Origin of the sequence: Streptomyces corchorusii (genome assembly GCF_001514055.1) — a bacterium.
In the GTDB taxonomy this organism is placed as follows: Bacteria; Actinomycetota; Actinomycetes; order Streptomycetales; family Streptomycetaceae; genus Streptomyces; species Streptomyces olivaceoviridis.
Window position 1 is genome coordinate 602825 of record NZ_KQ948352.1, and the last position, 25917, is coordinate 628741.

26 protein-coding genes, 2 tRNA genes and 1 pseudogene are annotated in these 25917 nt (G+C 73.2%); 12 read left to right on the forward strand and 17 right to left on the reverse strand.

Annotated elements, in window-relative coordinates; all coding sequences use genetic code 11:
• Positions 1–57: 57 nt before the first annotated feature.
• Together AQJ11_RS06815 and AQJ11_RS06820 are read left to right on the forward strand one after the other, a co-directional pair.
• Positions 58–417 (forward strand): MmcQ/YjbR family DNA-binding protein, encoded by a 360-nt coding sequence (locus AQJ11_RS06815; protein WP_059262204.1) that lies wholly within the window; start codon positions 58–60, stop codon positions 415–417.
• Between the two features lie 123 nt (positions 418–540).
• Complete coding sequence (locus tag AQJ11_RS06820; protein WP_059262205.1) at positions 541–1833, forward strand: MFS transporter; 1293 nt, start codon at positions 541–543, stop codon at positions 1831–1833.
• Positions 1834–2173: 340 nt separating this feature from the next.
• Here AQJ11_RS06820 and AQJ11_RS06825 read toward each other — a convergent pair whose 3' ends face one another.
• Entirely contained in the window at positions 2174–3097 is a 924-nt protein-coding gene (locus AQJ11_RS06825) for a transketolase family protein (protein WP_059262206.1), read from the reverse strand.
• Between the two features lie 22 nt (positions 3098–3119).
• Positions 3120–3827 (reverse strand): thiamine pyrophosphate-dependent enzyme, encoded by a 708-nt coding sequence (locus AQJ11_RS06830; protein ID WP_059262207.1) that lies wholly within the window; start codon positions 3825–3827, stop codon positions 3120–3122.
• Between the two features lie 124 nt (positions 3828–3951).
• Here AQJ11_RS06830 and AQJ11_RS06835 point away from each other — a divergent pair.
• Positions 3952–4025: transfer RNA gene (locus tag AQJ11_RS06835), tRNA-Pro, on the forward strand.
• A gap of 293 nt (positions 4026–4318) precedes the next feature.
• Here AQJ11_RS06835 and AQJ11_RS06840 read toward each other — a convergent pair.
• From AQJ11_RS06840 to AQJ11_RS06855, 4 genes are read right to left on the reverse strand one after another with little or no spacing between them, the layout of a single operon-like run.
• Positions 4319–4855 (reverse strand): NUDIX hydrolase family protein, encoded by a 537-nt coding sequence (locus AQJ11_RS06840; RefSeq protein ID WP_086011601.1) that lies wholly within the window; start codon positions 4853–4855, stop codon positions 4319–4321.
• Between the two features lie 7 nt (positions 4856–4862).
• Positions 4863–6038, reverse strand: a complete 1176-nt coding sequence (locus tag AQJ11_RS06845) for an amidohydrolase family protein (protein ID WP_059262208.1) — start codon at positions 6036–6038, stop codon at positions 4863–4865.
• Between the two features lie 2 nt (positions 6039–6040).
• On the reverse strand, positions 6041–7444 hold the full coding sequence (locus AQJ11_RS06850; protein ID WP_059262209.1) for a type I glutamate--ammonia ligase: 1404 nt from the start codon (positions 7442–7444) through the stop codon (positions 6041–6043).
• A gap of 39 nt (positions 7445–7483) precedes the next feature.
• Positions 7484–8296 (reverse strand): SAM-dependent methyltransferase, encoded by an 813-nt coding sequence (locus AQJ11_RS06855; protein WP_014676238.1) that lies wholly within the window; start codon positions 8294–8296, stop codon positions 7484–7486.
• A 185-nt stretch (positions 8297–8481) separates the two neighbouring features.
• Here AQJ11_RS06855 and AQJ11_RS06860 point away from each other — a divergent pair, with 185 nt between their 5' ends.
• Positions 8482–9357 (forward strand): Cof-type HAD-IIB family hydrolase, encoded by an 876-nt coding sequence (locus AQJ11_RS06860; protein ID WP_059262287.1) that lies wholly within the window; start codon positions 8482–8484, stop codon positions 9355–9357.
• On the opposite strand, the gene AQJ11_RS06865 is transcribed toward AQJ11_RS06860, so the two are convergent.
• The 5 genes from AQJ11_RS06865 to AQJ11_RS06885 all read right to left on the reverse strand — a co-directional run bounded on the left by AQJ11_RS06865 (position 9347) and on the right by AQJ11_RS06885 (position 12812).
• A complete protein-coding gene (locus tag AQJ11_RS06865; protein WP_059262210.1) occupies positions 9347–10144 on the reverse strand; it encodes an SAM-dependent methyltransferase in 798 nt (265 codons plus the stop codon). The genes AQJ11_RS06860 and AQJ11_RS06865 overlap by 11 nt on opposite strands.
• A gap of 67 nt (positions 10145–10211) precedes the next feature.
• Positions 10212–10859 carry an HhH-GDP family DNA glycosylase gene (locus AQJ11_RS06870; RefSeq protein WP_014676241.1) on the reverse strand — a complete coding sequence of 216 codons (648 nt, stop codon included), beginning with the start codon at positions 10857–10859 and terminating at the stop codon, positions 10212–10214.
• A 13-nt stretch (positions 10860–10872) separates the two neighbouring features.
• Positions 10873–11217: a DUF3140 domain-containing protein gene (locus tag AQJ11_RS06875; protein WP_059262211.1), complete on the reverse strand. Its 345-nt coding sequence runs from the start codon at positions 11215–11217 to the stop codon at positions 10873–10875.
• Positions 11218–11426: 209 nt separating this feature from the next.
• A complete protein-coding gene (locus AQJ11_RS06880) occupies positions 11427–11918 on the reverse strand; it encodes a Dps family protein (RefSeq protein WP_059262212.1) in 492 nt (163 codons plus the stop codon).
• Between the two features lie 84 nt (positions 11919–12002).
• Positions 12003–12812, reverse strand: a complete 810-nt coding sequence (locus AQJ11_RS06885; protein WP_059262213.1) for an alpha/beta hydrolase — start codon at positions 12810–12812, stop codon at positions 12003–12005.
• A gap of 163 nt (positions 12813–12975) precedes the next feature.
• Between AQJ11_RS06885 and AQJ11_RS06890 the strand changes: the two genes are divergently transcribed.
• From AQJ11_RS06890 to AQJ11_RS06900, 3 genes are all read left to right on the forward strand, one after another.
• Positions 12976–14163 carry a thiolase family protein gene (locus AQJ11_RS06890; RefSeq protein WP_059262214.1) on the forward strand — a complete coding sequence of 396 codons (1188 nt, stop codon included), beginning with the start codon at positions 12976–12978 and terminating at the stop codon, positions 14161–14163.
• Positions 14164–14413: 250 nt separating this feature from the next.
• Entirely contained in the window at positions 14414–15925 is a 1512-nt protein-coding gene (locus AQJ11_RS06895) for a long-chain-fatty-acid--CoA ligase (RefSeq protein WP_059262215.1), read from the forward strand.
• 84 nt (positions 15926–16009) lie between these two features.
• Positions 16010–16783, forward strand: coding sequence for a sulfite exporter TauE/SafE family protein (locus AQJ11_RS06900; RefSeq protein WP_058082853.1), 774 nt, complete (start codon positions 16010–16012; stop codon positions 16781–16783).
• Between the two features lie 16 nt (positions 16784–16799).
• Here AQJ11_RS06900 and AQJ11_RS06905 read toward each other — a convergent pair whose 3' ends face one another.
• Entirely contained in the window at positions 16800–17579 is a 780-nt protein-coding gene (locus tag AQJ11_RS06905) for an HAD-IIA family hydrolase (RefSeq protein ID WP_208616456.1), read from the reverse strand.
• A 69-nt stretch (positions 17580–17648) separates the two neighbouring features.
• Here AQJ11_RS06905 and AQJ11_RS06910 point away from each other — a divergent pair, with 69 nt between their 5' ends.
• Positions 17649–18395: a cobalt-precorrin-6A reductase gene (locus AQJ11_RS06910; RefSeq protein WP_059262217.1), complete on the forward strand. Its 747-nt coding sequence runs from the start codon at positions 17649–17651 to the stop codon at positions 18393–18395.
• Between the two features lie 257 nt (positions 18396–18652).
• On the opposite strand, the gene cobF is transcribed toward AQJ11_RS06910, so the two are convergent.
• Entirely contained in the window at positions 18653–19435 is a 783-nt protein-coding gene (gene cobF / locus AQJ11_RS06915; RefSeq protein ID WP_203349072.1) for a precorrin-6A synthase (deacetylating), read from the reverse strand.
• A 94-nt stretch (positions 19436–19529) separates the two neighbouring features.
• Entirely contained in the window at positions 19530–20036 is a 507-nt protein-coding gene (locus AQJ11_RS06920; RefSeq protein WP_059262218.1) for a DUF309 domain-containing protein, read from the reverse strand.
• Positions 20037–20140: 104 nt separating this feature from the next.
• On the opposite strand from AQJ11_RS06920, the gene AQJ11_RS06925 reads away from it, so the two are divergent.
• Together AQJ11_RS06925 and AQJ11_RS06930 are read left to right on the forward strand one after the other, a co-directional pair.
• Positions 20141–20214, forward strand: a tRNA-Pro gene (locus tag AQJ11_RS06925).
• Between the two features lie 275 nt (positions 20215–20489).
• Positions 20490–21506 carry a zinc-dependent alcohol dehydrogenase family protein gene (locus AQJ11_RS06930; protein ID WP_059262219.1) on the forward strand — a complete coding sequence of 339 codons (1017 nt, stop codon included), beginning with the start codon at positions 20490–20492 and terminating at the stop codon, positions 21504–21506.
• A gap of 102 nt (positions 21507–21608) precedes the next feature.
• On the opposite strand, the gene AQJ11_RS49725 is transcribed toward AQJ11_RS06930, so the two are convergent.
• The 3 genes and pseudogenes from AQJ11_RS49725 to AQJ11_RS06940 form a co-directional block, all read right to left on the reverse strand.
• Positions 21609–21779, reverse strand: a complete 171-nt coding sequence (locus AQJ11_RS49725; protein ID WP_167360850.1) for a hypothetical protein — start codon at positions 21777–21779, stop codon at positions 21609–21611.
• Between the two features lie 220 nt (positions 21780–21999).
• A pseudogene (locus tag AQJ11_RS06935) lies at positions 22000–22680 on the reverse strand (polysaccharide deacetylase family protein); the annotation flags it as partial.
• A 64-nt stretch (positions 22681–22744) separates the two neighbouring features.
• On the reverse strand, positions 22745–23440 hold the full coding sequence (locus AQJ11_RS06940; RefSeq protein ID WP_014676256.1) for a glycoside hydrolase family 11 protein: 696 nt from the start codon (positions 23438–23440) through the stop codon (positions 22745–22747).
• A gap of 311 nt (positions 23441–23751) precedes the next feature.
• Here AQJ11_RS06940 and AQJ11_RS06945 point away from each other — a divergent pair, with 311 nt between their 5' ends.
• Together AQJ11_RS06945 and AQJ11_RS06950 are read left to right on the forward strand one after the other, a co-directional pair.
• Positions 23752–24837, forward strand: a complete 1086-nt coding sequence (locus AQJ11_RS06945) for an endo-1,4-beta-xylanase (protein ID WP_059262220.1) — start codon at positions 23752–23754, stop codon at positions 24835–24837.
• Positions 24838–24988: 151 nt separating this feature from the next.
• Positions 24989–25882 carry an IS982 family transposase gene (locus AQJ11_RS06950; protein WP_059262221.1) on the forward strand — a complete coding sequence of 298 codons (894 nt, stop codon included), beginning with the start codon at positions 24989–24991 and terminating at the stop codon, positions 25880–25882.
• The last annotated feature ends 35 nt before the right edge of the window (positions 25883–25917 follow it).

Below are 25917 nucleotides of genomic sequence, written 5' to 3' on the forward strand. Positions count from 1 at the left end.
GAGGGAGGGGGCGGCCGGGACGGGTGACTGTCAGTGGCAGGGGCTACCGTGCGTGGCATGCCGGATGCACACGACGTACGCCGAATCGCCCTGTCCCTGCCGGACACCACGGAGAAGATCGCCTGGAGCATGCCCACGTTCAGGGTCGCCGGGAAGATGTTCGCGACCCTCCCCGAGGACGAGACGTCCCTCGCCGTGCGCTGCCCCAAGGAGGAGCGCGACGAACTGGTGCTGGCCGAGCCGGAGAAGTTCTGGATCGCCGACCACGAGGCGCAGTTCGCCTGGGTGAGAGCGAGACTCGCCGTCCTGGAGGACGAGGAGGAGCTGCGGGACATCCTGGCCGACTCCTGGCGCCAGGCCGCACCGCCCCAACTCCTCGACGCCCACCCGGAGCTGGGGCTTCCGGCCGGGGCCTGAAAAGCCCGGCGGGCGCGGCCGGGGGGTGGCATGATCCCGCCTCGGCAGGCGGGGAGCGGCCGGGACACGGACGGGGAACGGCACGGGCGGGGAGCGGCCCGGTCGGGGAGGGGAGCGCTCGGGATGACCGGAACGGACGCGCGGCGGGATGTCGCCGGCCAGGGTGTGCGGGAGGCGGCGGCCGGTGCCCCGGCGGTCTGGTCGCGGGACTTCGCGCTCTTCTTCGTGGCCCGGGCCGTCGCCCGCCTCGGCGACACCATGCTGCCCGTCGCCCTCGCCGCCGGCCTGCTGGAGCACGGGTACGGCGCGGGCGCGGTCGGCCTCGCCATGGCCTCCACGGCCGCCGCGTTCGCGGGACTGGTCGTCTTCGGCGGGGTCATCGCCGACCGGTTCAGCACCCGCAGGCTGATGATCGGCGCCGACCTCGTCCGGCTCGGCACCCAGTCCCTCGCCGCCGGCCTGTTCTTCACCGGGCACGTGGTGCTGTGGCAGATCTGCGCCATCGGCGTCGTCAACGGCGTGGCCGGCGCGGTCTTCCAGCCCGGCGTGGCCAGCACCGTGCCCCGTCTCGCCACCGACATCCAGGGCGCCAACGGCGCCGTCCGCATCGCCGAGTCCGCCGCCCAGCTCGCCGGTCCCGCCGTCGCCGGCGTCCTGGTGGGCCTCGCCTCGCCCGGCGGGGTCTTCGCCGCGCACGCCGCCACCTACGCGCTCAGCGCCCTGTGCCTGCTGCTGCTCCGGCTGCGCCCGCTCCCCGTCGCCGCCCGCGCCGCCGCAGGGTCCGCCCTGCGCGCCTTCCGCGCCGATCTCGTCGACGGCTGGCGGGAGTTCCGCTCCCGGGCCTGGCTGTGGGGGGTGATCGCCGTCTGGTGCCTCTACATGATCGCCGTTTGGGGCCCGACCGTGCCGCTGGTGGCCACCGAGGTCGTCCGGCACCACGGCCCCGGCGCCTACGGCCTGGTCAACTCGGCCCTCGGCGCGGGCACGGTGGTCGGCGGCCTGCTCGCCCTGCGGCTGCGCCCTCGCCGCATGCTCCGCGCGGGCGCGCTCTCCCTCTTCGCCTTCTTCGGCTTCCCCGCGACCGTCGGGGCGGGCCTCGGCGTACCGGCCATGGCGGCCGGGGCCGCGGTCGCCGGCGCCGGGATGTCGTTCTGGGGCGTGATGTGGGCGACCACCGTGCAGACCCAGGTCCCGGCCGACGTGCTCAACCGCATCCACGCCTACGACGTGGCCGGCTCCCTCGCCATGATGCCGGTCGGCCAGGCCCTCGCGGGCCCGGCGGCCGAATCCCTGGGCGCCGGCCACGTCCTGCTGACCTCGGCGGCGGTGAGCCTGGCGGTGGCGGCCCTCCTGCTGGCGATCCCCCCGATACGCGACCTGACCCGGGCCGACGCGAGGGCATCCGCCGCGGCGTGAGGAAGAGTGCCGGACGCGTCCTGGCCCGTGCCGACGCGACTGCCCTCCACGGGAACTCGGGCGCGCGGGCCGGACGCGCTCTGTGCGAGCCGCCACCGGCCGACCGCGCTCCGCGCACGGGGCTGCACGTGTCCTGCCCCGGACCGAGGGATCGCCTGAGTGCGGGGATCGGCGCGACCTGGCCGGGACGACCGCGACCGCACTCGCCGCGAGGCTTCACCCGCGCCCTGGTCCGGGTCGAGGGGGCCACCTGCGCCGGACCTTGCACGTGCGGCTTCGTCGGCGGTCTGGGCCGTGGGTGCCGACCTGGTTCCCTCCGCCACGCCCCCCGCGTCGGCGCTCACCCCCGTTCCGCTGTCACCCGGCCCGCGTTCATGAAGTGCCCGATCCGTTCCCGCAGGGTCGCCGCGTCCAGGCCGTGGGCGGCCACATGTTCCTCGACCGTCCCGTACCGGCGCAGTTCGCGGCGGGCGACGCCGAGGCCGAGCACCCGGTGCGGGACATCGGTCAGTGCCTCGCTCACCGCGGCCGTCGACGTCCCGGCCAGGTACGGCTCGACCAGCACGACGTCGGTGCCCGCCGCCTCCGTCGCCCGGCGCAGCCCGGCCGCGTCGAACGGCCGTACGGTCGTCGCGTACAGCACGGTCACGTCCAGGCCCTCCGTCGCCGCGAGGACCGCGTCCAGCACCGGGCCCACGGCGACGACCACCCCCGAGCGGCCCTCGCGGACGGTGACGAAGCGCCGGCCGTCGACGGCCCGCCCCTGCCGGTTGGCCTGCACGGACAGCCGTACGTACACCCGGTCGTCGCCCGCCGCGACCGCGTGGCGCAGCAGCGTCTCGGCCTCGTCCGGGTGTCCGGGCACATGGACGGTCCAGCCGTCCAGCGTGTCGAGGAGGGCCACGTCGCCCGGGGCCATGTGCGTGAAGCCGCCGGCCGGCCAGTCGAAGGAGGCGGCGGCACTCACCAGCACCGCGCCCGTGCCCTGGTGCCCCAGGTCCAGTTTGACCTGCTCGAACGGCCGCTCCACGAGGAAGCTGGCGAAGGTGTGCACGATCGGCCGCAGCCCGGTGAGCGCCAGCCCCGCCGCCGCGCCGATCAGCAGCTGTTCACGGATGCCGACGTTGATCACCCGGTCGGGGTGCCGGCGCTCGGCCTCGCGGAACCCGTCCCGGCCGATCTCGGCGAGGACGACCGCGACCCGGGGGTCCTCGTCCAGCAGCCGGGAGACGACGGGGGCGAAACGGTCACGCATGGTGTCCATCGAAAAGACCCTTTCCGGGAAGTCAGGCGTTCTTCGGCTCGACGCGGGCCACGACGACATGGGGCCGGCCGGGATGCGGCGCGGTGAACGCGGTGTACAGCGCCTCGTGGTCGCGCCCGTCGACGGTCACGGCGGACCAGCCCGCGGCCTCGAACCGGGCGGCGATCCCGCCGGGCAGCGCGTGGCTGGCGGAGGAGTTGTCGATCACGACGGTGTGCAGCCGGTCCAGCCCGGCGGGCCCCGCGAAGGCGATCGCCTCGTGGTTGCTGCCCTCGTCGAGCTCGGCGTCGCCGATCAGCACCCAGACCGCCGGATCGGGCCGGCCCTGCGCCCGCAGGCCCAGCGCGGTGCCCACGGCGATCGGCAGCCCGTGCCCGAGCGAGCCGCTGCCGATCTCGGCCCCCGGCACCAGCACGCGGTCCGGGTGGTGCCCGAGCGGGGAGTCGTACGATCCGAAGCCCGGCAGCCACTCGACGGGCACGAACCCCTTCGCGGCCAGCACGGCGTAGTACGCCATGGGCCCGTGCCCCTTGCTCAGCAGGAAGCGGTCCCGGGCCGGGTCGTCCCGCCGCTGCGGAGCGACCCGGAGCACGCGGTCGTAGAGCACCCACAGCACGTCGAGCGTGGACGTGGCGGCCGGTCCGTGCTTCTCGTCGCCGGTCATGAGCCTCATCAGCCGGGGCAGGTCGTCGTAGCCGTACGTACGGCTCTGGTCCGTTGCGGTCGTCATGCCGATGATCGTGCAACCTCAATCAAACTTGAGGTCAACCGGGAAAGGGGCGCGCGACCACCGAGCCGAGTGCGGTATTGTTTCCCTGCGCGTTCGGCCGGGGAAACCCCAGGTCAAACGGCACCGGGACGTGGCGCAGCTTGGTAGCGCACTTGACTGGGGGTCAAGGGGTCGCAGGTTCAAATCCTGTCGTCCCGACGTGTGAGAGTCGGCGGTGAGGGCCGGTTCCGGAGACATCCGGGACCGGCCCTCAAGCGTTCGATCGGTTCTGCAACGGGTCAGGAAGCCGCCTCGTCGCCCTTGGCCGCGTCGATCACCTGTCCCGTCGGCGGGAGCACCGCCTTGACCGGCTTCTCGTGGTCCGAGAAGACGACCGTCCCGGGATTCCCGCCGCCGGACTGGCCGAGCTTGGGTCTGCCGCGTTTCCCGGGCGGCCTGTCACCTCGTGACGGCCGCCGTGGAAGTCCGGTTCCCCAGGATGTGACGGTTGGTCAGAAGGCCAGCCCCACGTGCGCCAGCGCCTGCTTCAGCAGTACCCCGTGACCGCCCGGCATCTCGTTCTGCACCGCCGGCGAGGCGGCCTCCTGGGGGCTGAACCAGACGAGGTCCAGCGCGTCCTGGCGGGGCCGGCAGTCGCCGGTCACCGGCACGATGTAGGCCAGCGACACCGCGTGCTGGCGCGGGTCGTGGTACGGCGTGATGCCCGCCGTCGGGAAGTACTCCGCGACCGTGAACGGCTGGAGCGAGGCGGGGACGCGCGGCAGGGCGACCGGGCCGAGATCCTTCTCCAGATGGCGCAGCAGCGCGTCGCGGACCCGCTCGTGGTGCAGCACCCGGCCGGAGACCAGGGTCCGGCTGACCGTGCCGTCCGGGCCGATGCGCAGCAGCAGCCCGATACTGGTGACTTCACCGCTGTCGTCCACGCGCACGGGCACGGCCTCGACGTACAGGATCGGCATCCGGGCCCTGGCCATTTCCAACTCGTCCGTGGTCAGCCAGCCGGGCGTGGTCTCGGTCATGTCAGACATTGCTTGATCATACTTTCCGGGTGGGGCGCCCGCTGGAATCGCGGGCCGGTTCGGATACGGGCGGTCCGTACAGTCGGCGGGCGTTGTCGCGGCCCGTCCAGGCCGCGATGCGCAGGGCGTCGGCAAGACCGAACTCGTCGGCGTCCACGCGCTCTTGCAGCAGATCGGCGAGGCCCTGCCGGAAGCACAGGGCACCCAGGTGGTGGAACTCGGACACACCATAGGCGTCGGAGCTGTACAGCAGTTTGCGGAACGGGGTGATCTCCAGCGCCTCCTCCAGCACCGCCCGGCACCGGGCCGGGCCGGTGTAGTGCAGGGCGAGTCCGACGTCCAGGTACACCTGCTCGAACACCGCGGCCAGATAGGCGGCCTGGCGGTGGTACGGCCAGCAGTGCAGCAGCAGCACCGGGATCGTGCCGGCGGTCCGGTGCAGCCAGTCGGTGAGCAGGGCGGGGTCCGCGCGGTGCAGCCGTACGTCCGCGTCGCCGAAGCCGGTGTGCAGTTGCAGCGGAAGCCCCAGTTCCACGGCGGTCCACAGCAGGTGCCGGACCAGGACCGGGTCCGTGAGGCGTCCGCCGCGCGCCAGCCAGTGCCGGGCGGCCTCCGTCACCTCGGCCCCGGCCGGGCGCTCCGGGTCGAGGGCGAAACCCGTGCGGTAGGCCGCGACCGACTTCACCGCCACCACGCCCGGCCGCCGTACGGCCTCCTCGGCGGCTGTGCGGAACACGGCCGCGTACTCGTCCGCCTCCACGCCCCGCGCCGCCACCGACTCCGCGATCTGCTCCAGCCGTACGACCTCGCAGGCGGCGGTGCCGGCGGCTGCCCCCAGTTCGGCCGGGCTGGTGAGGGGGTGCGGGGCGTAGCCGGTGTCCACGCAGAACACCCCGGCTCCGGCCGCCGTCAGGAAGCGGCGGTTGACCTCCCGCCAGCCCAGTTCGGCACGCCGGGCCACGTAGTCGGCGGGCGGCGCGTGCCGGGGGAGGTCCAGCAGGGGCGCGCAGTGGCGGCGGACGGCCAGGCCGACGGGGCTGTCGAAGGGCGAGACGTCCGGCCAGGCCGCGCCCTCGGTGAGCAGGGACGCGAACTCCGTGCCGCTCAGGTCGGCCGTGACGGCGCCGTGGCAGTGGTGGTCGACGAGCGGCAGCGCGGCGAGGGCCTCGTGGACCGGTCCGGAGGCGGCCATGGTCAGTACGTCCAGCGGTAGGCCGCCGCCACCTGGTCGGGGCCGAGTCCGTCGACGGCCGCCGCCTCGCCGAGCCGTACGGCGATCACCGCGTCCGCGAGGACCGGGCCGAGCGCGGCCCGCGGCACCGGGTCCGCGCGGAACTCCTCCACCGCCTCCGGCAGCGACCGCGGCAGCCGCCGCACGCCCAGGGCCGCCGCCTCGTCGGGGCCGTGGCGGGCCGGATCGCCGGTGATCTCGTCGGGCAGCGTGCGGGCCGCCGTGACGCCGTCGAGTCCGGCGGCGATCACACAGCCGAGGGCGAGGTACGGGTTGGCGGCCAGGTCGACCGGTTTGACCTCCATGTTGGCGTCCTGGTCGTGGCGGCCCGCCGTGCCCGTGATCATCCGCAGGGCGGCCTCGCGGGTCTCGCGGCCCCAGGCGGTGAAGACACCGGCCCACTGGGAGGGCTTCAGCCGCAGGTAGCTGGCCGGGCTGGGGGCGGTGACCGCCGTCAGGGCCGGGAGGTGGGCGAGGACCCCGGCCGCGAAGGACTCCGCCTCGGCCGTCATGCCGTACCGGCGCTCGCCGCCGGCGTGCAGGTTGACGCCGTCGCGCCAGCAGGACAGGTGCAGGTGGCCGCCGTTGCCGACGCCCTCGGCGGACACCGCGGGCGCGAACGACACCCGCAGACCGTGCCGCTGGGCCACCGCCCGGATCGTCTGCCGGACCAGCACACTGAGGTCGGCCGCCGTCACCGGATCCCGGGCGCCCACCGAGATCTCGAACTGCCCGGGCGCGTACTCGGGGTGCACCTGGTCGACGTCCACGCCCTGCGCGGCGCACGCGGCCAGCAGATCGGCGGTGTAGTCGCTCAGCCCGACCTGCCGGATCGCGCCGTACGCCGGGCCGGAGACGGCCGGTACGAACTCCCCGGCGGGCGCCGAGTCCAGCCCGACGGACCACTCGATCTCGATCGCCGCCTTGAAGGCGAGGCCGTGCCGTTCGGCGGCGCCGGTGACGATCCGGCGCAGGAAGGTCCGGGCACAGCCGGGGTGCCGGGCGCCCTCCTGGGTGATCCGGTCCACCGGCGCCCACGCCCAGCCGGGCTGCCCGGCCAGCGCCACCAGCCGGTCCAGGTCCGGGTAGAGCCTGAGGTCGCCGTCGGGGGAGCCGAGCACGTCGGTGGTGACGATCGCGTCGTGGGCGAGGAAGGTGTCGAACACCGGGGACATGCCGACGCCCCACGACACGGCCGCCTCCAGCCGCCCGGTGGGGATCGTCTTCACCCGGCAGACGCCCGCGGTGTCCACGTACGCCAGCACGATGCCGCGCACGCCCCGCGCGGCCAGGTCGGCGGTGAGGCCGGCGACCCGGCGCAGGTCGTCGGGGCGGCCGCCGGGCACGGGGTCGGCGAAAGTCGTCATGCGTCCTCCTCGGCGAGTCCGGCCCGCGCGCGGCCGGGGTCAGGGTTTCACGGCCACCGCGCCGAACTGCGGCACCGGTGCGGCGGACGCCGGCTCGGCGCGCCACTGCGAGCACGGCACCAGTCCCGGCTCCACCAGGTCCAGGCCCTCAAGGAACCCGGCGATCTCGGCACGGCCGCGGGCGGTGATCGGCGGGGTGGCGTGCGCGTTCCAGAACTCCATGGCGGCCACGTTGCCCTCGCCGCCCACGTCACGGTCGTACGTCGGGTGGGTGAGGACCAGGTGGCTGCCGGCGGGCACCCCCGCCATCAGCCGGCGCACGATGTCCCGGGCCTCGTCGGTGTCCAGCACGAAGTTGAGGATGCCCAGCATCAGCACCGCCACCGGCCGGGACAGGTCCAGGGTCTCGGCGGCCCGTCGCATGATGCCGTCCGGGTCGTGCGCGTCGGCGTCGACGTAGTCCGTGACGCCCTCCGGGGAGCTGGTGAGCAGCGAGCGGGCGTGCACGAGCACGATCGGGTCGTTGTCGACGTACACGATCCGGGACTCGGGGGCGATCCGCTGCGCTATCTCGTGCGTGTTGTCGGCCGTCGGCAGGCCGGTGCCGATGTCGAGGAACTGCCGGATCCCCCGTTCGGCGGCCAGGAAGCGCACCGCCCGTCCCAGGAACTCCCGGTCGGCGCGCGCCACCGCCCGGATCACCGGGAACATGCCGGCGATGTGGTCGCCCACGCGCTGGTCGACCTCGTAGTGGTCCTTGCCGCCGATCCAGTAGTTCCAGACCCGGGCGTTGTGCGCCACGCTGGTGTCCAGCCGCGCCGATCCGGCCCCCGGGGAGTCGACCTCGCTCACCTGTCCGCCCTTCTCACGTGCGGTTCTCCGCCGTCATTGTGCCCCCCGGTGATCGAGCTGTCCCGGGAAACGGGCACGGTGGGCGGTTCCGGACAGCCGTGCGCCCCGGCCCCGGGCGGTTCCGGGTCCCCGAGGCGCATGAGGAACACTGGACCGGTATCCCCGCCCCCGACCGGAAGCAGGACATGCCCGCCACGCCCACGCCCCTCCTCGACTCCTCCGGCCTGCCCGCCGGCCCCGCCGACATCCGGCTGATCGTCACCGACATGGACGGCACGCTGCTGGACGACGCCAAGCGGATTCCCGACGGACTGTGGCCGATGCTCGCCGAACTGCGCCGCCGCGGGGTGCTGTTCAGCCCGGCGAGCGGACGCCAGTACGCCACCCTCTTCCGGCAGTTCGAAGAGGTCGCCGAGGGCATGGTCTTCATCGCGGAGAACGGCACGTACGTGGTCCGCGACGGCGTGGAGCTGAGTTCCGACCCGCTGGACCGGTCCGTCGCCGCCGGGGTGGCCCGGGCGGCGCGGCGGCTGGTCGCGGACGGCGCGGACGTCGGCGCGGTCGTCTGCGGCAAGCGGGCGGCGTACGTCGAGCGGACCGACGAGGCGTTCCTCGCGGAGGTGCGCAAGTACTACGTCGAGCACCGGATCGTCGAGGACGTCACCGCCGTGGACGACGAGATGATCAAAGTGGCGCTGTTCGACTTCGGGTCCGCCGAGCACACCACCGCCCCGGCCCTCGCGGAGTTCGCCGCGACCCACCAGGTCGTCGTCTCCGGCGAGCACTGGGTGGACGTGATGAACCGCACCGCCGACAAGGGCACCGCCCTGCGCGGCCTCCAGCGGGCGCTCGGCATCACGCCCGCCCAGACCATGGTGTTCGGCGACTACCTGAACGACCTGGAGATGCTCGACGCCGCCGAGTGGTCCTTCGCCATGACGGGCGCCCACCCCGAGGTGATCCGGCGGGCCCGCCACCTGGCCCCGTCCAACAACGACGACGGCGTACTGCGGACCATCGCCCGCGTGCTGGACCTGCCCTACGACGGCGTCAGGGCTTGACCGCGACCCCGCCGTACAGCGAGACCGGCCCGTCGGGCGCTTCCTCGGGCCGCCAGTCGGCCACCGGCACGATCCCGGGCTCCAGCAGCCGGAGCCCCTCGAAGAAGGTGCCCACGTCGGCCCGCGAACGCGCCACCAGGGTGACCCCGCCGGCCGCGTAGGCCGCGATGCCCCGCCGGACGTTCTCCGGCTCGAAGTCGGCGGTCATGGTGGACAGCACCAGACAGCTGCCCGGCGCCAGCGCGCCGACCAGGGTGTCCACCAGGTCGTGGGCGCCGTCCTCGTCGGCGATGAAGTGCAGCAGGGCGATGAGGGAGAGGGCCACCGGGCGGTCGAGGTCGAGGACGCGGGCGGCCTCGTCGAGGATCGCGTGCGGATCGCGGGCGTCGGCCTGCACGTACTCGGTCACGCCCTGCGGGGTGCCGCGCAGCAGCGCGCTCGCGTGGGCCAGCACGATGGGGTCGTTGTCCGCGTACACCACGCGGGCGTCGGGGGCCACGGACTGGGCGATCTGGTGCAGGTTCGGCTCGGTCGGTATGCCGGTGCCGATGTCCAGGAACTGGCGGATCCCCCGCTCCGTGGCCAGAATCCGCGTACTGCGGCGCATGAACGCGCGGTTCGCGCGGGCGGCCTTCGGGGCGCCCCCGTCGATCTCCGCGATCCGCCGGCCGAGTTCCTCGTCGACCGGGTAGTTGTCTTTGCCGCCGAGGAACCAGTCGTACACCCGGGCCGGATGCGGCCGGGTCGTGTCGATGCCGTCCTGGCTCCGCGGGCCTGTCCCCGTCACGCGCCGCTCCTCCACCCGTCAGGCCCCGGTGGTCACTCCGGGACGTGCGGGGAGCAGTCTGACACGATCAAGCGGCCCGGCGCAGACAGTCTTCGGCCACCTGTCCGTCGAGCGCCGCCCGGACCAACGCGGCGGCGAGGACGGCCGGTTGGGTGTCCCCGGCCAGCTCCGTCAGCTTCTCCGGGTCCTTCGGCAGGCCCAGCCGCCCGGCCCCGGACAGCGCCTTGCCGTCCAGGTAGGGGGCGATGTCCGGCCACACCCGCTGCGCCTCGCGCAGGAAGATGTCGGCGCCGGCCGGCCCGATGCCCGGCTCCTCCTGGAGCAGCCGCTTCAACTCGCCGGCGTCGCCCTCCGCCTCCCGGTGCAGCCGGCGCAGGTCGCCGCCCCAGCGCTCGGTCAGCAACCGGGCGCCGTCGCCGAGCTGGGTCGCGGTGCGTTCGTCGTACCGGCGGTAGCCGCCCCGGCCGAGCGCGTCCACCCGCCGCTGCCAGTCGGCCTCGGCCATCCGGCGGGGGCTGTCCAGGCGGTCCTCGTGCAGGGCCCGGGCGGCGGCCACCGCGACGGAGGCCCGGATCCGGGCGCTGAGCAGCAGGGACAGCACGAGCAGCCGGTACAGCGGCTGCGGGGTGTCCTTCAGGCGGATGCCCGCCTCCTCGGCGTACGTCCGCCCGTACTCGGACACCAGCTCGCGCACGACCCGTTGGTCCCGGTCCATGGTCCGGCTCCGGTTAGGGCTTGAGCGGGTCGTGGCCCAGCGTCATCAGCCGGTGCCGGCGCCGGGTGTCCTCCGGCGTGCTCTCCGGCTCGGGTTCGTTCTCCATGTCGACCAGGTCATCGACCGTGTCGACGACCTTGTGCATGACCCGGATGTCGTCGTCGGTGAGGTCGGTACGGCGCTTCTGGAGGATGGCGAGGACGTGCTGCCCGGTGGGCGTGCCCGCCTCCTCCGGCAGGGGTTCCGTCTCCTCGTCGGCGTCCCGGACCTTCAGCCAGGCCGCGAGTTCCGCGGAGGTCATGTTCACCACGCGGTGGAAGTCCTCCCACAGCGCCTCGATCTCCAGTGCGTCGGCCATGGGTCTCCCCCTTCCGTGCGGGAGTGGGTGTACTAGGTCCTGTCGTCAAACTCCCGTCGTCCGCCCGGAGGGCGGGCCGCGCGGCGTCAGGTGCGTGCTCTCGGCGTGCCGGGCCCTGGCCCTCGTACTGGATGTACTTGGGTCGGGGCCCGGTGCGGCGAGAGTGCGTGCATGGCGTCGCGTGGCAGACGGGAGTTTGACGACAGGGCCTAGCGGGCGGCGTCGTCGCGCGGGTGGTTCTCGGCCTCGAACATCCAGCGCTGCTTCTCCAGGTCGGCGGTGACGGAGATCAGCAGGTCCTGGGTGACCGGGTCGGCCTTCTCGGTCGCCTCGATCCGCTCGCGCAGCCGGCCGATGGCCGCCTCCAGCGCCGACACCATCAGCTCCACGGCCTCGGTGTCGCGCAGCCAGCCGTCCTTGGCGCCCGGCAGCGCGAAGGTCGCGGCGATGGTCTCCGGCCGGCCGTCCAGCGGCACGCCCAGCGCGGCGGCACGCTCGGCCACCGTGTCCGAGTGGCTCCGGGTCGTGGCGACCACCTCGTCGAGCTGGAGGTGGATCGACCGGAACCGCGGGCCCACGACGTTCCAGTGTGCCTGCTTGCCGATCAGCGACAGCCCGAGCAAGTCGACCAGGGTTTCCTGGAGGGCGGTTCCGGTGACGCGGAGCGCCTCCTCGGGCAGCGTGCTCTTGACCACGGTCATGGTCCGTATATCCCCTTTCGGCAACTGTCCACGGTCATGTCCGACAGGGCGGGTGCCCGCTGCGCCGGGGAGCAAACCGGCTGATCAGCGGGGCAGTACCCGGTCCAGGAAGGCCAGCAGCTCCGCGAAGGCGTCCTCCTTGCACGTCTCGTGGAACACCTCGTGCCGCGCCCCCGGGAAGACCCGCCCGGTGTGCCGGCCGCCGCTCAGCCGCTCCACGCCGGTGCGGCTCCCCGGCAGCGGCACCAGCCGGTCGTCGTCGCCGTGCAGCCACAGCAGCGGCAGTGCGCCGACGTCACCGCCCCGGGCGACGGTGTCCAGCGTCCGGGCGAACGCCTCCAGCGTCGGCCGCTTCATGGGCCCGTGCCAGACCAGCGGATCGGCCGCGTACGCGGCGCCCACGGCCGGGTCCCGGGAGAGCGCGGACGGGCTGATCGGGATGTCCGGGATCTCCTTGAGGGCCAGCAGCCGCCCCGGCAGTTCCCAGGCGCCGATCACCGGGCCGGACAGGACCAGGGCGCTCAGTTCGCCGCCGTACCGCTGGGCGTAGCGGGCCGCGACCAGCCCGCCCATGGAGTGGCCCACCAGGACCAGCGGCAGGCCGGGGTGCGCGGCGCGGGCCGAGTCCGCCACCGTGTGCACGTCCGTGACCACGTCCTCGAAGTCCTCGATCAGCACCCGCTCCCCGGCGGAGCGGCCGTGGCCGGCGTGGTCCGGCGCGTACACGGCGGCGCCGTAGCCGGTGAGCCGGGCGGCGAGTTCCGCGTACCGGCCGGCGTGCTCGCCGTACCCGTGCACCAGGAGTGCCAGGCAGCGGGGGGCCGGGTGCGGCCACTCCCGTACGGCGAGGGCTCCGTGCGTGCCGTCGAGGACGTGCTCGCGGACGTGGGACATCTCTCCTCCAGCTGCCTCGGGGAAGGTCCTGGGGATCTTCCCAGGGGGGCGGTCGGCGGTCTATAGTCCAAAACTAGCAGTGCTAATTAAGCTGCCGGGCAGCGAAAGAGGCTGTCGCGAGGTCCGTGCTGATCCACAGCGTCGTAGGTCAGGAGTCCCAGCCGTGCGTCCCGTCCACTTCGCGGCCGCCCGCCGCACCCCCATCGGCAAGCTGCGCGGAGCCCTCTCCCCGGTCCGCCCCGACGACCTGGCCGCGACCGTCATCCGCCACCTGGCGGCCGACGTGCCCGCACTCGACCCCGCCCGGATCGACGACGTCTACTGGGGCGCCGCCAACCAGGCCGGCGAGGACAACCGCAACGTCGCCCGTATGGCCGCCCTGCTCGCCGGACTGCCCGACTCCGTGCCCGGCGCCACCGTCAACCGGCTGTGCGCCTCCGGACTCGAAGCCGTCACCACCGCCGCCCGGACCATCGCCGCCGGAGAGGCCGACATCGTGATCGCCGGCGGTTCCGAGTCCATGAGCCGCGCCCCCTTCGTCCTGCCCCGCCCCGACGAGGCCCTGCCGCAGCGCATCGAGACCTACGACACCCGGCTCGGCTGGCGGCTGGTCAACCCCGCCATGAGGGAACTGCACGGCCTGCTCTCCATGGGCGAGACCGCCGAGGAGGTCGCCGCGCGGTACGGCATCCCGCGCGAGCGCCAGGACGAGTTCGCCCTGCGCAGCCACCGGCTCGCCGCCGCCGCGCGCGACAAGGGCCACTTCGACGACGAACTCCTGCCCGTCGAGCGTCCCGACGGCATCGTGGTCGAGCGGGACGAGTGCGTCCGCGAGGACACCTCGCTGGAGAAACTGTCCCGGCTGAAGCCGGTCTTCCGTCCGGACGGCACCGTCACCGCCGGCAACGCCTCGCCGATGAACGACGGCGCGGCCGGCCTGCTGCTGGTCAGCGAGGAGGCCCTGAACGAGCTGGGACTGGAGTCCCTGGGACGCTACGTCGCGGGCGCCTCCGCCGGTGTCCACCCCGACGTGATGGGCCTCGGCCCGGTCCCCGCCACCCGCAAGGCGCTGGCCCGGGCCGGCTGGGAGACCGGCGACGTCCAGGAGGCCGAGTTCAACGAGGCGTTCGCCGCGCAGGCACTCGCGTGCGTCGACCGGCTGGGCATCGACCCCGACCTGGTCAACCCCACCGGCGGCGCCATCGCCCTCGGCCACCCCCTCGGCTGCTCCGGCGCCCGTATCCTCACCACCCTGCTGCACCGGATGCGCCGCACGGGCGCGCGGCGGGGACTCGCGACGATGTGCGTGGGCGTGGGGCAGGGGAGCGCGGTGCTGGTCGAGAGGCACTAGGCCCTGTCGTCAAACTCCCGTCTGCCACGCGACGCCATGCACGCACTCTCGCCGCACCGGGCCCCGACCCAAGTACATCCAGTACGAGGGCCAGGGCCCGGCACGCCGAGAGCACGCACCTGACGCCGCGCGGCCCGCCCTCCGGGCGGACGACGGGAGTTTGACGACAGGACCTAGAGCCACCTCAACGGGGGCTCCCCGCAAGGGGATCCGGTACACGAGCCGCAGCAAGGAAACGGAGCAGCACTCCATGGCCACCCTGTCCGTCGCCGCCATCCTCGCCGAGAACGCCCGGCGCCGCCCCGGCAAGACCGCCCTCGTCGAAGGCGACCTGCGGCTCACCTTCGCCGACGCGTGGCAGCGCGCGCTGGCCCAGGCGGGCGCGCTCACCGCTCTCGGCGTACGGCCCGGCGACCGGGTCGCCCTCATGGCCCCCAACACCGCCCAGTTCCCGGTGGCGTACTACGCGATCGCCGCGGCGGGCGGGGTCGTCGTCCCCGTGCACCTGCTGCTCTCCGCCGGCGAGGTCGAGCACGTGCTGCGCGACAGCGGGGCCACCCTGCTGCTGGTCCACCCGGCCCAGGCGGAGACCGGCACGGCCGCCGCACAGGCGACGGGCGTGCGGGCGCTCACCCTCGGCACGGAGTTCGAGAAGCTCGCGGCCGGCGCCGAGCCCCTCGCGTCGTACGTCACCCGGGCCGCCGACGACCCCGCGGTGATCTTCTACACCAGCGGGACGACCGGTGTCCCCAAGGGCGCCGTGCTCAGCCACTTCAACCTGGTGATGAACGCGACCGTCAACGCCTTCGACGCCAACGACATCCGCGCCGACGACATCGCCCTCGGCGCGCTGCCGCTGTTCCACGCCTTCGGCCAGACCGTCTCGCTCAACTCCACTTGGCGGGCCGGCGCCACGCTCGTGCTGCTGCCCCGCTTCGACGCGGCCCGCGCCATCGACCTGATGGTGCGCGAGAGCGTGAACACCTTCCACGGCGTGCCCACCATGTTCGTCGCCCTCGCGGCGGCTGCCGCGGACGCGGAGCGGCTCCCGGTGCTGCGCGTGTGCGTCTCCGGCGGGGCCTCGCTCCCGGTCGCCGTGCTGGAGCGGTTCGAGGCCGCCTTCGGCGCGAAGATCCACGAGGGGTACGGGCTGTCGGAGACCTCGCCGACCGCCACCGTCAACCAGCCGGTGTTCGGCACGAAGGCCGGCACCATCGGCCACCCGCTGTGGGGCATCGACGTGGAGATCGCCCGCGCGGAGACGGAGGGCCGGATCGAACTGCTGCCGCCCGGTGAGGTGGGCGAGGTCGTCATCCGCGGCCACAACGTCTTCTCCGGCTACCTCGGCCGCCCCGAGGCCACCGCCGAGGCCCTGGTGGACGGCTGGTTCCGCACCGGCGACCTCGGTACCAAGGACGACGAGGGCTTCCTGCGGATCGTCGACCGGAAGAAGGACGTCATCATCCGCGGCGGCTACAACGTGTACCCGAGGGAGGTCGAGGAGGTCCTCATGCGCCACCCCGACATCGCCCAGGTCGCCGTCATCGGCCTGCCCGACGACCTGCACGGCGAGGAGGTGTGCGCGGTCGTCGTCCCGGCGCCGGGCACCGCGCCGGACGCCGCCGCGCTCACCGAGTGGTCCAAGGAGCACCTGGGCCGGCACAAGTACCCGCGGCGGGTGGAGCTCGCGGACGCGCTGCCGCTCGGACCGAGCATGAAGGTGCTCAAGCGGGAACTGCGGGCGCGGTACACGGGCCGTTAGGCGCCGAGCGGCCGTCCCACCAGGACCGACCGGCGAGACGCCGCTTACGCCCCACCCATGCATGTGCATAGCATCGGTTCCTCCATGAACACGATGACGCTCTGGCACATATCCGGCTGGGGGTTCGCGGCGCTCGCCTTCGCGGCCCTGCTCGTCGGCTTCTCCAAAACGGCCGTCAGCGGGGCCAACACGGTCAGTCTCGCGGTCTTCGCCGCGATCCTGCCCGCCCGCGCCTCCACCGGCGTCCTGCTGCCCGTCCTGATCGCCGGCGACGTGCTCGCCGTCCTCACCTACCGGCGGCACGCGCACTGGCCCACGCTGTGGCGGCTGTTCCCGGCGGTGGCGGCGGGCGTGGTGGCCGGCACGCTGTTCCTGGTGTGGGCCGGCGACGGGGCCGTACGGACCTCGATCGGCGCGATTCTGCTGCTGATGGCCGGGGTGACGCTGTGGCGCCGGCGGACGGCCGGCACCCCGGAGGACCCGGACGAGGTCGCCACCCGGGCGGGCCGCGTCAAGGCCCGCTCCTACGGGGTGCTCGGCGGGTTCACGACGATGGTCGCCAACGCCGGCGGGCCGGTGATGTCGATGTACCTGCTGTCCGCGGGGTTCCGCAAGCTCGGCTTCCTCGGCACCTCCGCGTTCTTCTTCCTCATCGTGAACGTCTCCAAGGTGCCGTTCAGCGCCGGCCTGGGCCTGATCGACGGGCACTCGCTACTCCTCGACGCCGCGCTGGTGGTGTTCGTGGTGCCCGGCGCGTTCCTCGGGAAGTGGGCTGTGAACCGGATCAACCAGCGGCTCTTCGAACAACTCGTCATCGCGGCGACGATCGTGGGCGGCCTGCAACTGCTGCTCCGCTAGGCCCTGCGCCCAACGGCTACCGCGCCGGTCCCAGCAGCGCCGGGACGTCCGCGAAGGAGTCCAGCACATGGTCCGGGGTGCCGCTCGCCTCCTCGTGCGTCTCCGGCCGGTACTTGCCCGTCCGCACCAGCACCCCGGTCAGCCCGGCCCGCTGCGCCGCGAGCACGTCCGACTCGATGTCGTCGCCGACCATCAGCGCCCGCCCGGCGTCCACTCCCAGCCGGGCGAGCGCCGCCGCGAAGAACGCCGGAGACGGCTTGCCCGTGACCTCGGCCTCCACGCGCGCCGCCCGTTCCAGCCCCAGCAGGAACGCGCCCGAGTCCAGTTGCAGCCCGGCGTCGGTGCGCCAGTACAGGTTGCGGTGCATGGCGACCAGCCGCGCACCCCGCTGCAACTCGCCGAACGCCCGGTTGAGCGCCGCGTAGTCGAACCCCGGCCCGGCGCCGCCGACCACGACCACGTCGGCGCCCTCCTCGACCAGCGTGACGTCGCCCAGGTCCGCCGCGATGTCCCCGCTGTTGAGCAGCAGGCACCGGGCGCCCGGATGGCGCTCGGCGAGATGGGCGGCGGTGACGGCGGGCGCGGTCAGCACGTCCCGCGCGCCCACCTCGAAACCGGCCTCCGACAGGGTCGCGGCGATCGACGCCCGGGTCCGGGACGTCGTGTTCGTCACCAGCGCCACGCCGAACCCGGCCGCGCGGATGCCGCGCAGCGCCTCCACCGCACCGGGCAGCGGCTTCCAGGACACGGTGAGGACCCCGTCGATGTCGATCAGGACGGCACGCACGGACGCCAAGGACTCCATGGCCCGACGGTAGCGACCCGGCCGGCGCGCCGGCCCGCACGACCTCGTACGCTCACCCCTATGCCCGCCCACGTCCTGGTCCTCGGCGGCACCACCGAGGCCCGCCGACTCGCCGCCGACCTCGCGGCCCGGCCCGGGGTGCGGGTCACCACCTCGCTCGCCGGCCGGGTCGCCCGGCCCGGAGCGCTGCCCGGCGAGGTGCGCACCGGTGGCTTCGGCGGGCCGGAGGGCCTCGCCGACTGGCTGCGCGCGCACCGGGTGGACGCCCTCGTGGACGCCACCCACCCCTTCGCCGAGTCGATCACGGACCACGCGGCCCGTGCGGCGCGGGCCACGGGCGTCCCCGCCGTCGTCCTGCGCCGCCCAGGCTGGCGGCCGGGCCCCGGCGACCGCTGGTACGACGTCCCGTCCCTGGCCGCAGCCGCCGAGGCCCTGCCCGGCCTGGGCCGCCGGGTCTTCCTCACCACCGGCCGCCTCGGCCTCGCGGCCTTCGCCCACCTCGCGGACCTGAGCTTCCTCGTCCGCTCCGTCGACCCGCCCGAGCCCCCGCTGCCCCCGGACACCGCCGTCGTCCTGGCCCGGGGCCCCTTCACGGTCACCGGGGAGACGGAACTCCTGCGCGCCCACCGGATCGACGTCCTGGTCACCAAGGACAGCGGCGGCGAGGCGACGGCCGCGAAACTGACGGCGGCACGCGGGCTGGGACTGCCCGTGGTCGTCGTACGCCGCCCCGCCCTGCCGGCCGGCGTGACCGCCGTACCCGACGTGGCGGGCGCCCTGGAACGCCTGGGCTTCGGCCCGGCCTGACGGCGGTGGCCCGGGGAGACGGGTGACGAGGGTCGTCTTCCGGCCGGGGTCGTACCAGACGAGGGTCGTCTTCCGGCCGGTGTCGTACCAAGGGGCGCCTTCCCGCAGACCGGCCGTGACACAGCGCCGGACGAGGTCCGGCTGCCGCAGGTCGTACGCCCACACCCGGCCGTGCCGGGTCTCGCGCCGGAGCCACCGCTGCTCCGCTCCACCGCCCGGCGGCCGGGCTGCCGGCCCGCGCCTTCCTCCGGCCGGTGTCAGTCCCGCCCGTCCCGCGACGGGCGCCGGCGCAGCAGGTACGTGTCCATGATCCAGCCCTTGCGCTCCCGAGCCTCGGCCCGCAGCCGCTCGATGCGCGGAGCGGCCTCGGCGATCGGCCCGGAGACGAGGATCTCGTCCGGCGTGCCGATGTAGGCACCCCAGTAGATGTCCATGTCCTCCTCGGCGTACCGCCGGAAGACCTGGTGCGCGTCGAGCATCACGACCACGTCGTCGACGCCCTCCGGGAAGCCCTCGGCCAGCCGCCGCCCGGTGGTGATCTGCACCGGCCGGGCGACCCGGTTCAGCCCCGTGCGATGCCGGGCGACCAGCGCGGAGACACTGCTGACGCCGGGCACCACGTCGTACGTGAACGCCACCGCGCCCCGCTCCAGCACCTCCTCCAGGATGCCCAGCGTGCTGTCGTACAACGCCGGGTCCCCCCAGACCAGGAAGGCGCCCGTGCCGTCCTCGTCCAGCTCCTCGGCGATCAGCCGCTCGTAGATCCCGGCGCGGGCACTGCGCCAGTCCCCGACGGCCGGGGAGTAGGCCGGCCCGCCCGCCGTCCGGTCCCGCTCCGGGTCACGGGCCTCCACCACCCGGTACGACCCCTCGGGCAGATGCGCGTCCAGCATGTCCCGGCGGAGCTGGGTGAGATCGCTCTTCACCTCGCCCTTGTCGAGCAGGAAGAACACATCCGTGCTCCGCAGCGCCTTGACCGCCTGGAGGGTCAGCTGGTCGGGGTCGCCCGCGCCGATACCGATGACATGAATCTTTCGCACGCCCCGAGTCTGCCGCATCCCGCTGACCATCCGTCCACCGCCTCCGCACAGCCTGCGACGACGGCCTGCCCGGCGCTGCTGCGGGCGTCGGCGGTCACGGTCCCAGGCGCGGTGCCTCGGTCTCGGCGTCGACCGGTGCCGAGCCGTCCTCCACCCGTCCCGCCAGCTCCCGGGCCCAGCGGGCGAGGCCCGGCAGGTCCAGTCCGTACGGGCGGTCCTCGCCGCGTTCGGCCGCCCACTCCTCGACCGCGCCGGCGCCCCGCCGCAGCAGCCGCGCCCCGCCGACGGCGTTCCCGCGGGCCGCGTGGGTGAGGCCCACCGCCAGCTGGGCCAGCCCCCGCCACAGCGCGCGCTCCTCCGGCGGCCCCGACTTCCAGGCGTCCTCGAACACCTCGTGCGCGTGGAACGGCCGCCCCGAGGCCAGCAGCGCCCGTGCCTCGGCGACCGTGTCCTGCGGCGTGCGCAGGACCCCCTCCGGCTGCCGCGGGACGCCCTCGGCGCCGTACGGCAGCGGGCGTCCCAGCCCGTCCCGGGGCCGCGCGTTCCGCGCCCGCCCGGCCACGTCCCGGTCCCTGGCATCCGATGCGCCCGCGTTCGTCATACCGCCGATTGTCCCCCGCACCGCCGGGCCTCCTTCGGCGCACCCCCGGGCGTGGGGTAAAGTGCTGTCCGCACGATCACGCGGGGCACCGCGCGTGAGTGCGGCGGGACGTGGCGCAGCTTGGTAGCGCACTTGACTGGGGGTCAAGGGGTCGCAGGTTCAAATCCTGTCGTCCCGACTTATGGAAGTCGCAGGTCAGGGCCGGTTTCGGAGGCATCCGAAACCGGCCCTGACGTGTGTGTGGAGACCGGTCGGGGAGCCCGGCCGGCGTCCTGGGTGTCCGGGGAGGTCCAACCCCGGGTGGCATCGACCGCGTGGCGGGGTACCCGGCCGGGCGGCGCGTGAGGGACGACGACGCCTGGAGGCGTCCCCGATCCGTGCCGCACACGGCCCCGGCGGCCCGCGAGCCGCCCCGAGCCCCTCCCCCCCCCACGCAACGTAAGGACTTCCCCCATGCACGGAGCAGTGATCCACGCCCCCGGAGACGTGCGCTTCGAGACCCTGGACGACCTGGAGATCCTGGAGCCGACGGACGCGATCATCCGTACGGCCGTCACCTGTGTGTGCGGCTCCGACCTGTGGCCCTGGCGCGGCCTGGACGCGACCGACGAGGCGCATCCCATGGGGCACGAGTACGTCGGCTTCGTCGAGGCGGTCGGCAGCGAGGTCGCCTCGGTCGAGCCCGGCCAGTTCGTCGTGGGCTCGTTCGCGACCTCGGACAACACCTGCGCCAACTGTCGCAACGGGTGGCAGTCCAACTGCCTGAACCGTGAGTTCATGAGCACCTGCCAGGCCGACTACGTCCGCATACCCAACGCCCAGGGCACCCTGGTCGCCACGGACGGGGTGCCGGACGAGGAGTTCTGGCCGGGCCTGCTGGCCGTCTCCGACGTGATGGGCACCGGCTGGTACGCCGCCGAGGCCGCAGAGGTGGAGCCCGGCTCCACGGCCGTGGTCGTCGGTGACGGCGCGGTCGGGCTGTGCGCCGTGATCGCCGCCAAGGAGATGGGCGCCGAGCGGATCGTCGTCATGAGCCGGCACGAGCCCCGGCAGAAGCTGGCCCGGGAGTTCGGCGCCACCGACATCGTCACCGAGCGCGGTGAGGACGGCGTCGCCCGGATCAAGGAGATGACCGACGGCATCGGCGCGGACTCGATCCTGGAGTGCGTCGGCACCGCCCAGGCCATGCAGCAGGCCCTGCACTCGGCACGGCCCGGCGGCAACGTCGGTTTCGTCGGCCTCCCGCACGAGGTGGCCATCGACGGCCAGGAGCTGTTCTTCACCCACGTCGGCCTGCGCGGCGGTCCCGCCCCCGTGCGGCGCTACCTGCCCGACCTGATCGACCGCGTCCTGTCGGGCCGGATCGACCCGGGCAGGGTCTTCGACCTCACCCTGCCCCTGGAGCAGGTCGCCGAGGGCTACCGGGCCATGGACGAGCGCCGCGCCGTCAAGGCCCTCCTCACGCCCTGACCCGCGCCGTGGACAGGTCGGCGCCGAGGAGGACGGCGCCGACCAGGGGTGCGCCGCCGCCTCGGCGGGGGGTACGCCGCCGCACCGGGCCGGCGGACCGGTTCACTGCTCTTCCTCCTGCCTCGGGTGCACGAGGCGGGGCGCGATTGCGTGGGCCGGGGGACCGGCGACGTCGTCGGTCTCGGGAAGGGGGAACAGGAGTTCTTCGAGCGCCGGTGTGATGAAGAGGAACGCGATCATCAGGACGGGCACGAGCAGGGCAATCAGGATCACAGCACCTCCCGGAGGTCGGTCTGTGGCACCTGGTTGGGCCGCTCCCAGCATGCGCCCGAACGGCGTAACGCGCATGTCGTCCCGCCGCGCGCCCGCGACGTGCGGGTTCTCGCCGGACACGGGGGCATGCCCGCGCGGACGACCTGCCCCCGCGGACATGGGTCAGGGGCGGCTCCGGTGGTGTCCGGAGCCGCCCCTCACCACTTCGCGCCCGGGGTCAGGGGGCCACGGCGCGGCCCGTCTGCGGGGAGATGCGGCCGGCGCACAGGCCCTTGCCCGCCAGCGTCTGCGCGATGCGCGGGATGGCCGCCAGGGTGTTGGCCGGCCACTCGTGCATGAGGATGATCTGGCCGTTGGTCAGCCGGGACACCGCCTGCACGATCGCGTCGGTGCTCGCGCCGTTCCAGTCCTGCGAGTCGACATCCCAGATGATCTGCCTCAGGCCGTACTTGGCCTCCACCGCCTGGACGGTGGCGTTGGTCTCGCCGTACGGCGGGCGGAACAGTTGCGGCGTCCCGCCGCCGGCCGCGGCGATGGCCTGCTGGGTACGGGAGATCTCGGAGTCGATCTGCGCCTGGCTCTGCTGGGTGAGGTGGGGATGGGTGTAGCTGTGGTTGCCGATCCACATCCCGGCGTTGGCCTCGGCCCGGACCTGGGCCGGGTAGGCGGCGGCGAACTGGCCCTCGTTGAACATCGTGGCGCGCAGGCCGTTCTGCCGCAGGGCGTTGAGCAGGGCCGGGGTGTGGTCGTTGGACGGGCCGTCGTCGAAGGTGAGCCCGACGTACCCGGAGCAGGCGGCGGCGTGCGCCGGGGCGGCGTCGGTGACGGCGGTGACCGTGCCGGCCACGGCGGTCGCCGCGAGGGCCAGTCCGGTCAGCAGGGAGCGGGGTGCGGCACGCATGCGGGTGCGTCCTCCTCGGGTGGGCGGCGTGACCGCCGTGGGGGATGGGACGGGACGGGGAGGGTCAGCCGCTCACCGTGAGGTTGGAGGAGCCGCTGCTCTGGTAGCCCTCGGTGGCGAGGATCATGTAGTAGCTGAAGCTGCCCAGTTGCATGCCGTAGCGGGCCCAGGCGTCGAAGTGGTTGCCGGTGGTGATGGTGCCGCCGGTCCGCTTGGACTGCCGGACGCTCCAGTACTGGTTGAAGGTCTTGGTGCCTTCCACGGAGGGGGCGTTGTACCGCGTCGTCTGGTAGACGTCGTACGTGCCGCCGTCGCTGGTGACCGTGCCCTTGTACGTTCCGGTGGGCCGGTAGTTGCCCCAGTTGTCGACGATGTAGTACTCGACGAGCGGGTTCGAGGTCCACCCGTACAGCGCCAGGTAGCCGTTGCCGGACGGGTAGAAGCTGCCCGAGTACTGCACGTTCCTGCGTCCGCCGTTGCTCCAGCCCTTGCCGGCGACGAAGTTCCCGCAGTTCGTCCACGAGGTGCTGTAGTTGCCGCCGGAGTTCAGGGTCATCGAGACCGAACCGCCGCCGTCGGTCCAGAAGGAGTAGTAGAACCCGTTGTTGGTGCCGGTCTGGTTGGTGGTGATGACCGTGGCGGCCTGAGCGGTGTCGGGCAGCAGCAGCCCGGACGCGGTGGTGGCCAGCGCGAGCGCGCCGGCACGGTTGATGAAGCCCCTGCGGCTCATCGGGCGGGTGAGGGCGTGCTCCATGTCCATCGTGCCTCCTGGATGAGGTGGGTTGTCATGTTCGCGCCATACGCCATGGCCGGGCCGTTCCCGTGGGAGGGAGGGCTCGATTGCTGGAGAGTATGGGGCGGGTTCGAAAGGGCGGTCAATGCGTCTGTTTCCGAAACTTCATCGAAACTTGACGGTGAACTCCGGCGTGTAGAGCCGCAACTTTCGAAGCCGCTGGAAGGGGTGGCCGAAAAGACTGTCGACACGATGGTTGACGCGGAATTGGCGCCTGCTTAGCGTGACGCAACGCTCGTCAGGCAATACGAAACTTTCGATTCCTCACAGGAGTGCCCGTGAACCTGCCCCGCTCCCTCGCGGCCGTCGCCTCGGTCTGCTGCCTGACCCTGCTCCCCCTCGTCGCCGCGAGCCCCGCGAGCGCCTTCGGCGGCACCGGCGTACCGGACCGTCCGCTGCGGCAGCTCGCCGCCGACGACCACCTGCGGGTAGGCACCGCCGTCGACATGTCCGCGCTCGCCGACGACGCCGCCTACCGTCGGCTCGCGGGCTCCGAGTTCTCCACCGTCACCCCGGAGAACGTGATGAAGTGGGAGGCGATCGAGCCCCGCCAGGGGGAGTACGACTACGCGCCCGCCGACCGCCTGGTCGACTTCGCGCGCAAGCACGGCCAGAAGGTGCGCGGCCATGTCCTGGTCTGGCACAGCCAGTTGCCGTCCTGGCTCACCTCCGGCGACTTCGGCGCCGACCAGCTGCGCGAGATCCTGCACCGTCACATCACCGACACCGTCCGGCACTTCAAGGGCAGGGTCTGGCAGTGGGACGTGGTGAACGAGGCGTTCAACGAGGACGGCACCCTGCGCGACAGCATCTGGCTGCGCGAGCTCGGTCCCGGCTACATCGCCGACGCCTTCCGCTGGGCCCACGAGGCCGACCCGCACGCCCTGCTGTTCTACAACGACTACAACACCGAGTGGACGGGCCCGAAGAGCGACGCCGTCTACGAACTGGCCGGCCGCCTGCGCGCGCAGGGCGTTCCCATCGACGGAGTCGGCTTCCAGGGGCACCTCGGCATCCAATACGGCCTGCCCTCCGGGATGGCGGCCAACTTCGCCCGCTTCGACAAGCTCGGACTGGCCACCGCCGTCACGGAGGCGGACGTGCGCATGCCACTGCCGGCCGACGCGGACAAGCTCGCCACGCAGGCCGAGGGCTACCGGCTCCTGCTCGACGCCTGCCTGCGCACCCGCCACTGCATCTCGTTCACCGTCTGGGGTTTCACCGACACGTACTCCTGGGTCCCCGGCACGTTCCCCGGCGAGGGCGCCGCGAACCTGTACGACGAGGACTACCGCCCGAAGCCGGCGTACCGCACGCTCCAGTCCGCACTGGCGGGCCGGGCACGGGCCGGGGGTGCCGAGTAGCACGTGCGTCGGTGCCGTACGGACCGGCCGGCCCTTGGTGGCCGGCCGGTCCGTACGGCTGCGGCCCGATACGGCGGACGACGTACCCCCGCCTAGACGAGTAAGTCCTAAGGGGCCGGGTGCATGAAGCGAGGGTCTCGTTGGTCCGTTTGTGACGACAGACCTCGAAACCCTCGCGACTGCACTGTACGTGAAGATCGATGACTCTCTGGTGGGATCACGCCGATGGGGACGCCCGCCGAGCCTGACCGATGCCGAGCTGTTGACGCTGGCGGTGATGCAGGCCCTGCTCGGCTTCGTCTCCGAGGCCCGCTGGCTGCGCTTCGCCCGCGCCCATCTGGCGGCCGAGTTTCCCTACCTGCCCGGGCAGTCCGGCTACAACAAACGCCTGCGGGCCGCGAACACGCTGATCAGCAAGTTCATCCGCACCCTCGCCCGTGACACCGACCTGTGGCACGACGACGTGTGGACCGTGGACTCCACCCCTGTCGAGTGCGCCCGCTCACGGCCCACCGTCAAGCGCTCCGACCTGGCCGGCTGGGCCGGATACGGCTACTGCCCCTCCCACTCCCGGTTCTTCTGGGGCCTGCGCCTGCACCTTGTATGCACCCCCGGCGGTCTGCCGATCACCTGGGCCCTGGCCAACCCCAAGACCGACGAACGCGAGGTACTGGCCGACATGCTCACGGGTGACCAGGACCTGCTGGCCACACATCCGGGGCAGACGATCGTCGGCGACAAGGGCTACGTGTCCAAGCACCTCGACGCGTTCATGGCCGAGCACGGCCTGACCCTGCTGCGGCCAACCTACCGCACCCTCACCGCCCGGCCCGGCGAGCACCTGCTCAAGCCCATCCGTCAGCTCATCGAGTCGGTCAACGACACCCTCAAGGGTCAACTCGACCTCGAACGCCACGGAGCGAGGACCCCGGCCGGGGGCCTCGCCCGCGTCGGACAAAGGATCCTGGCGATGACGGCCGCCATCTGGCACAACCGCAACACGGGCCAAGCCATCACTCGATCACTGACCGCCTACGACCACTGACCCGGCCTTCGGACTTACTCGTCTAGGTCCGCGGC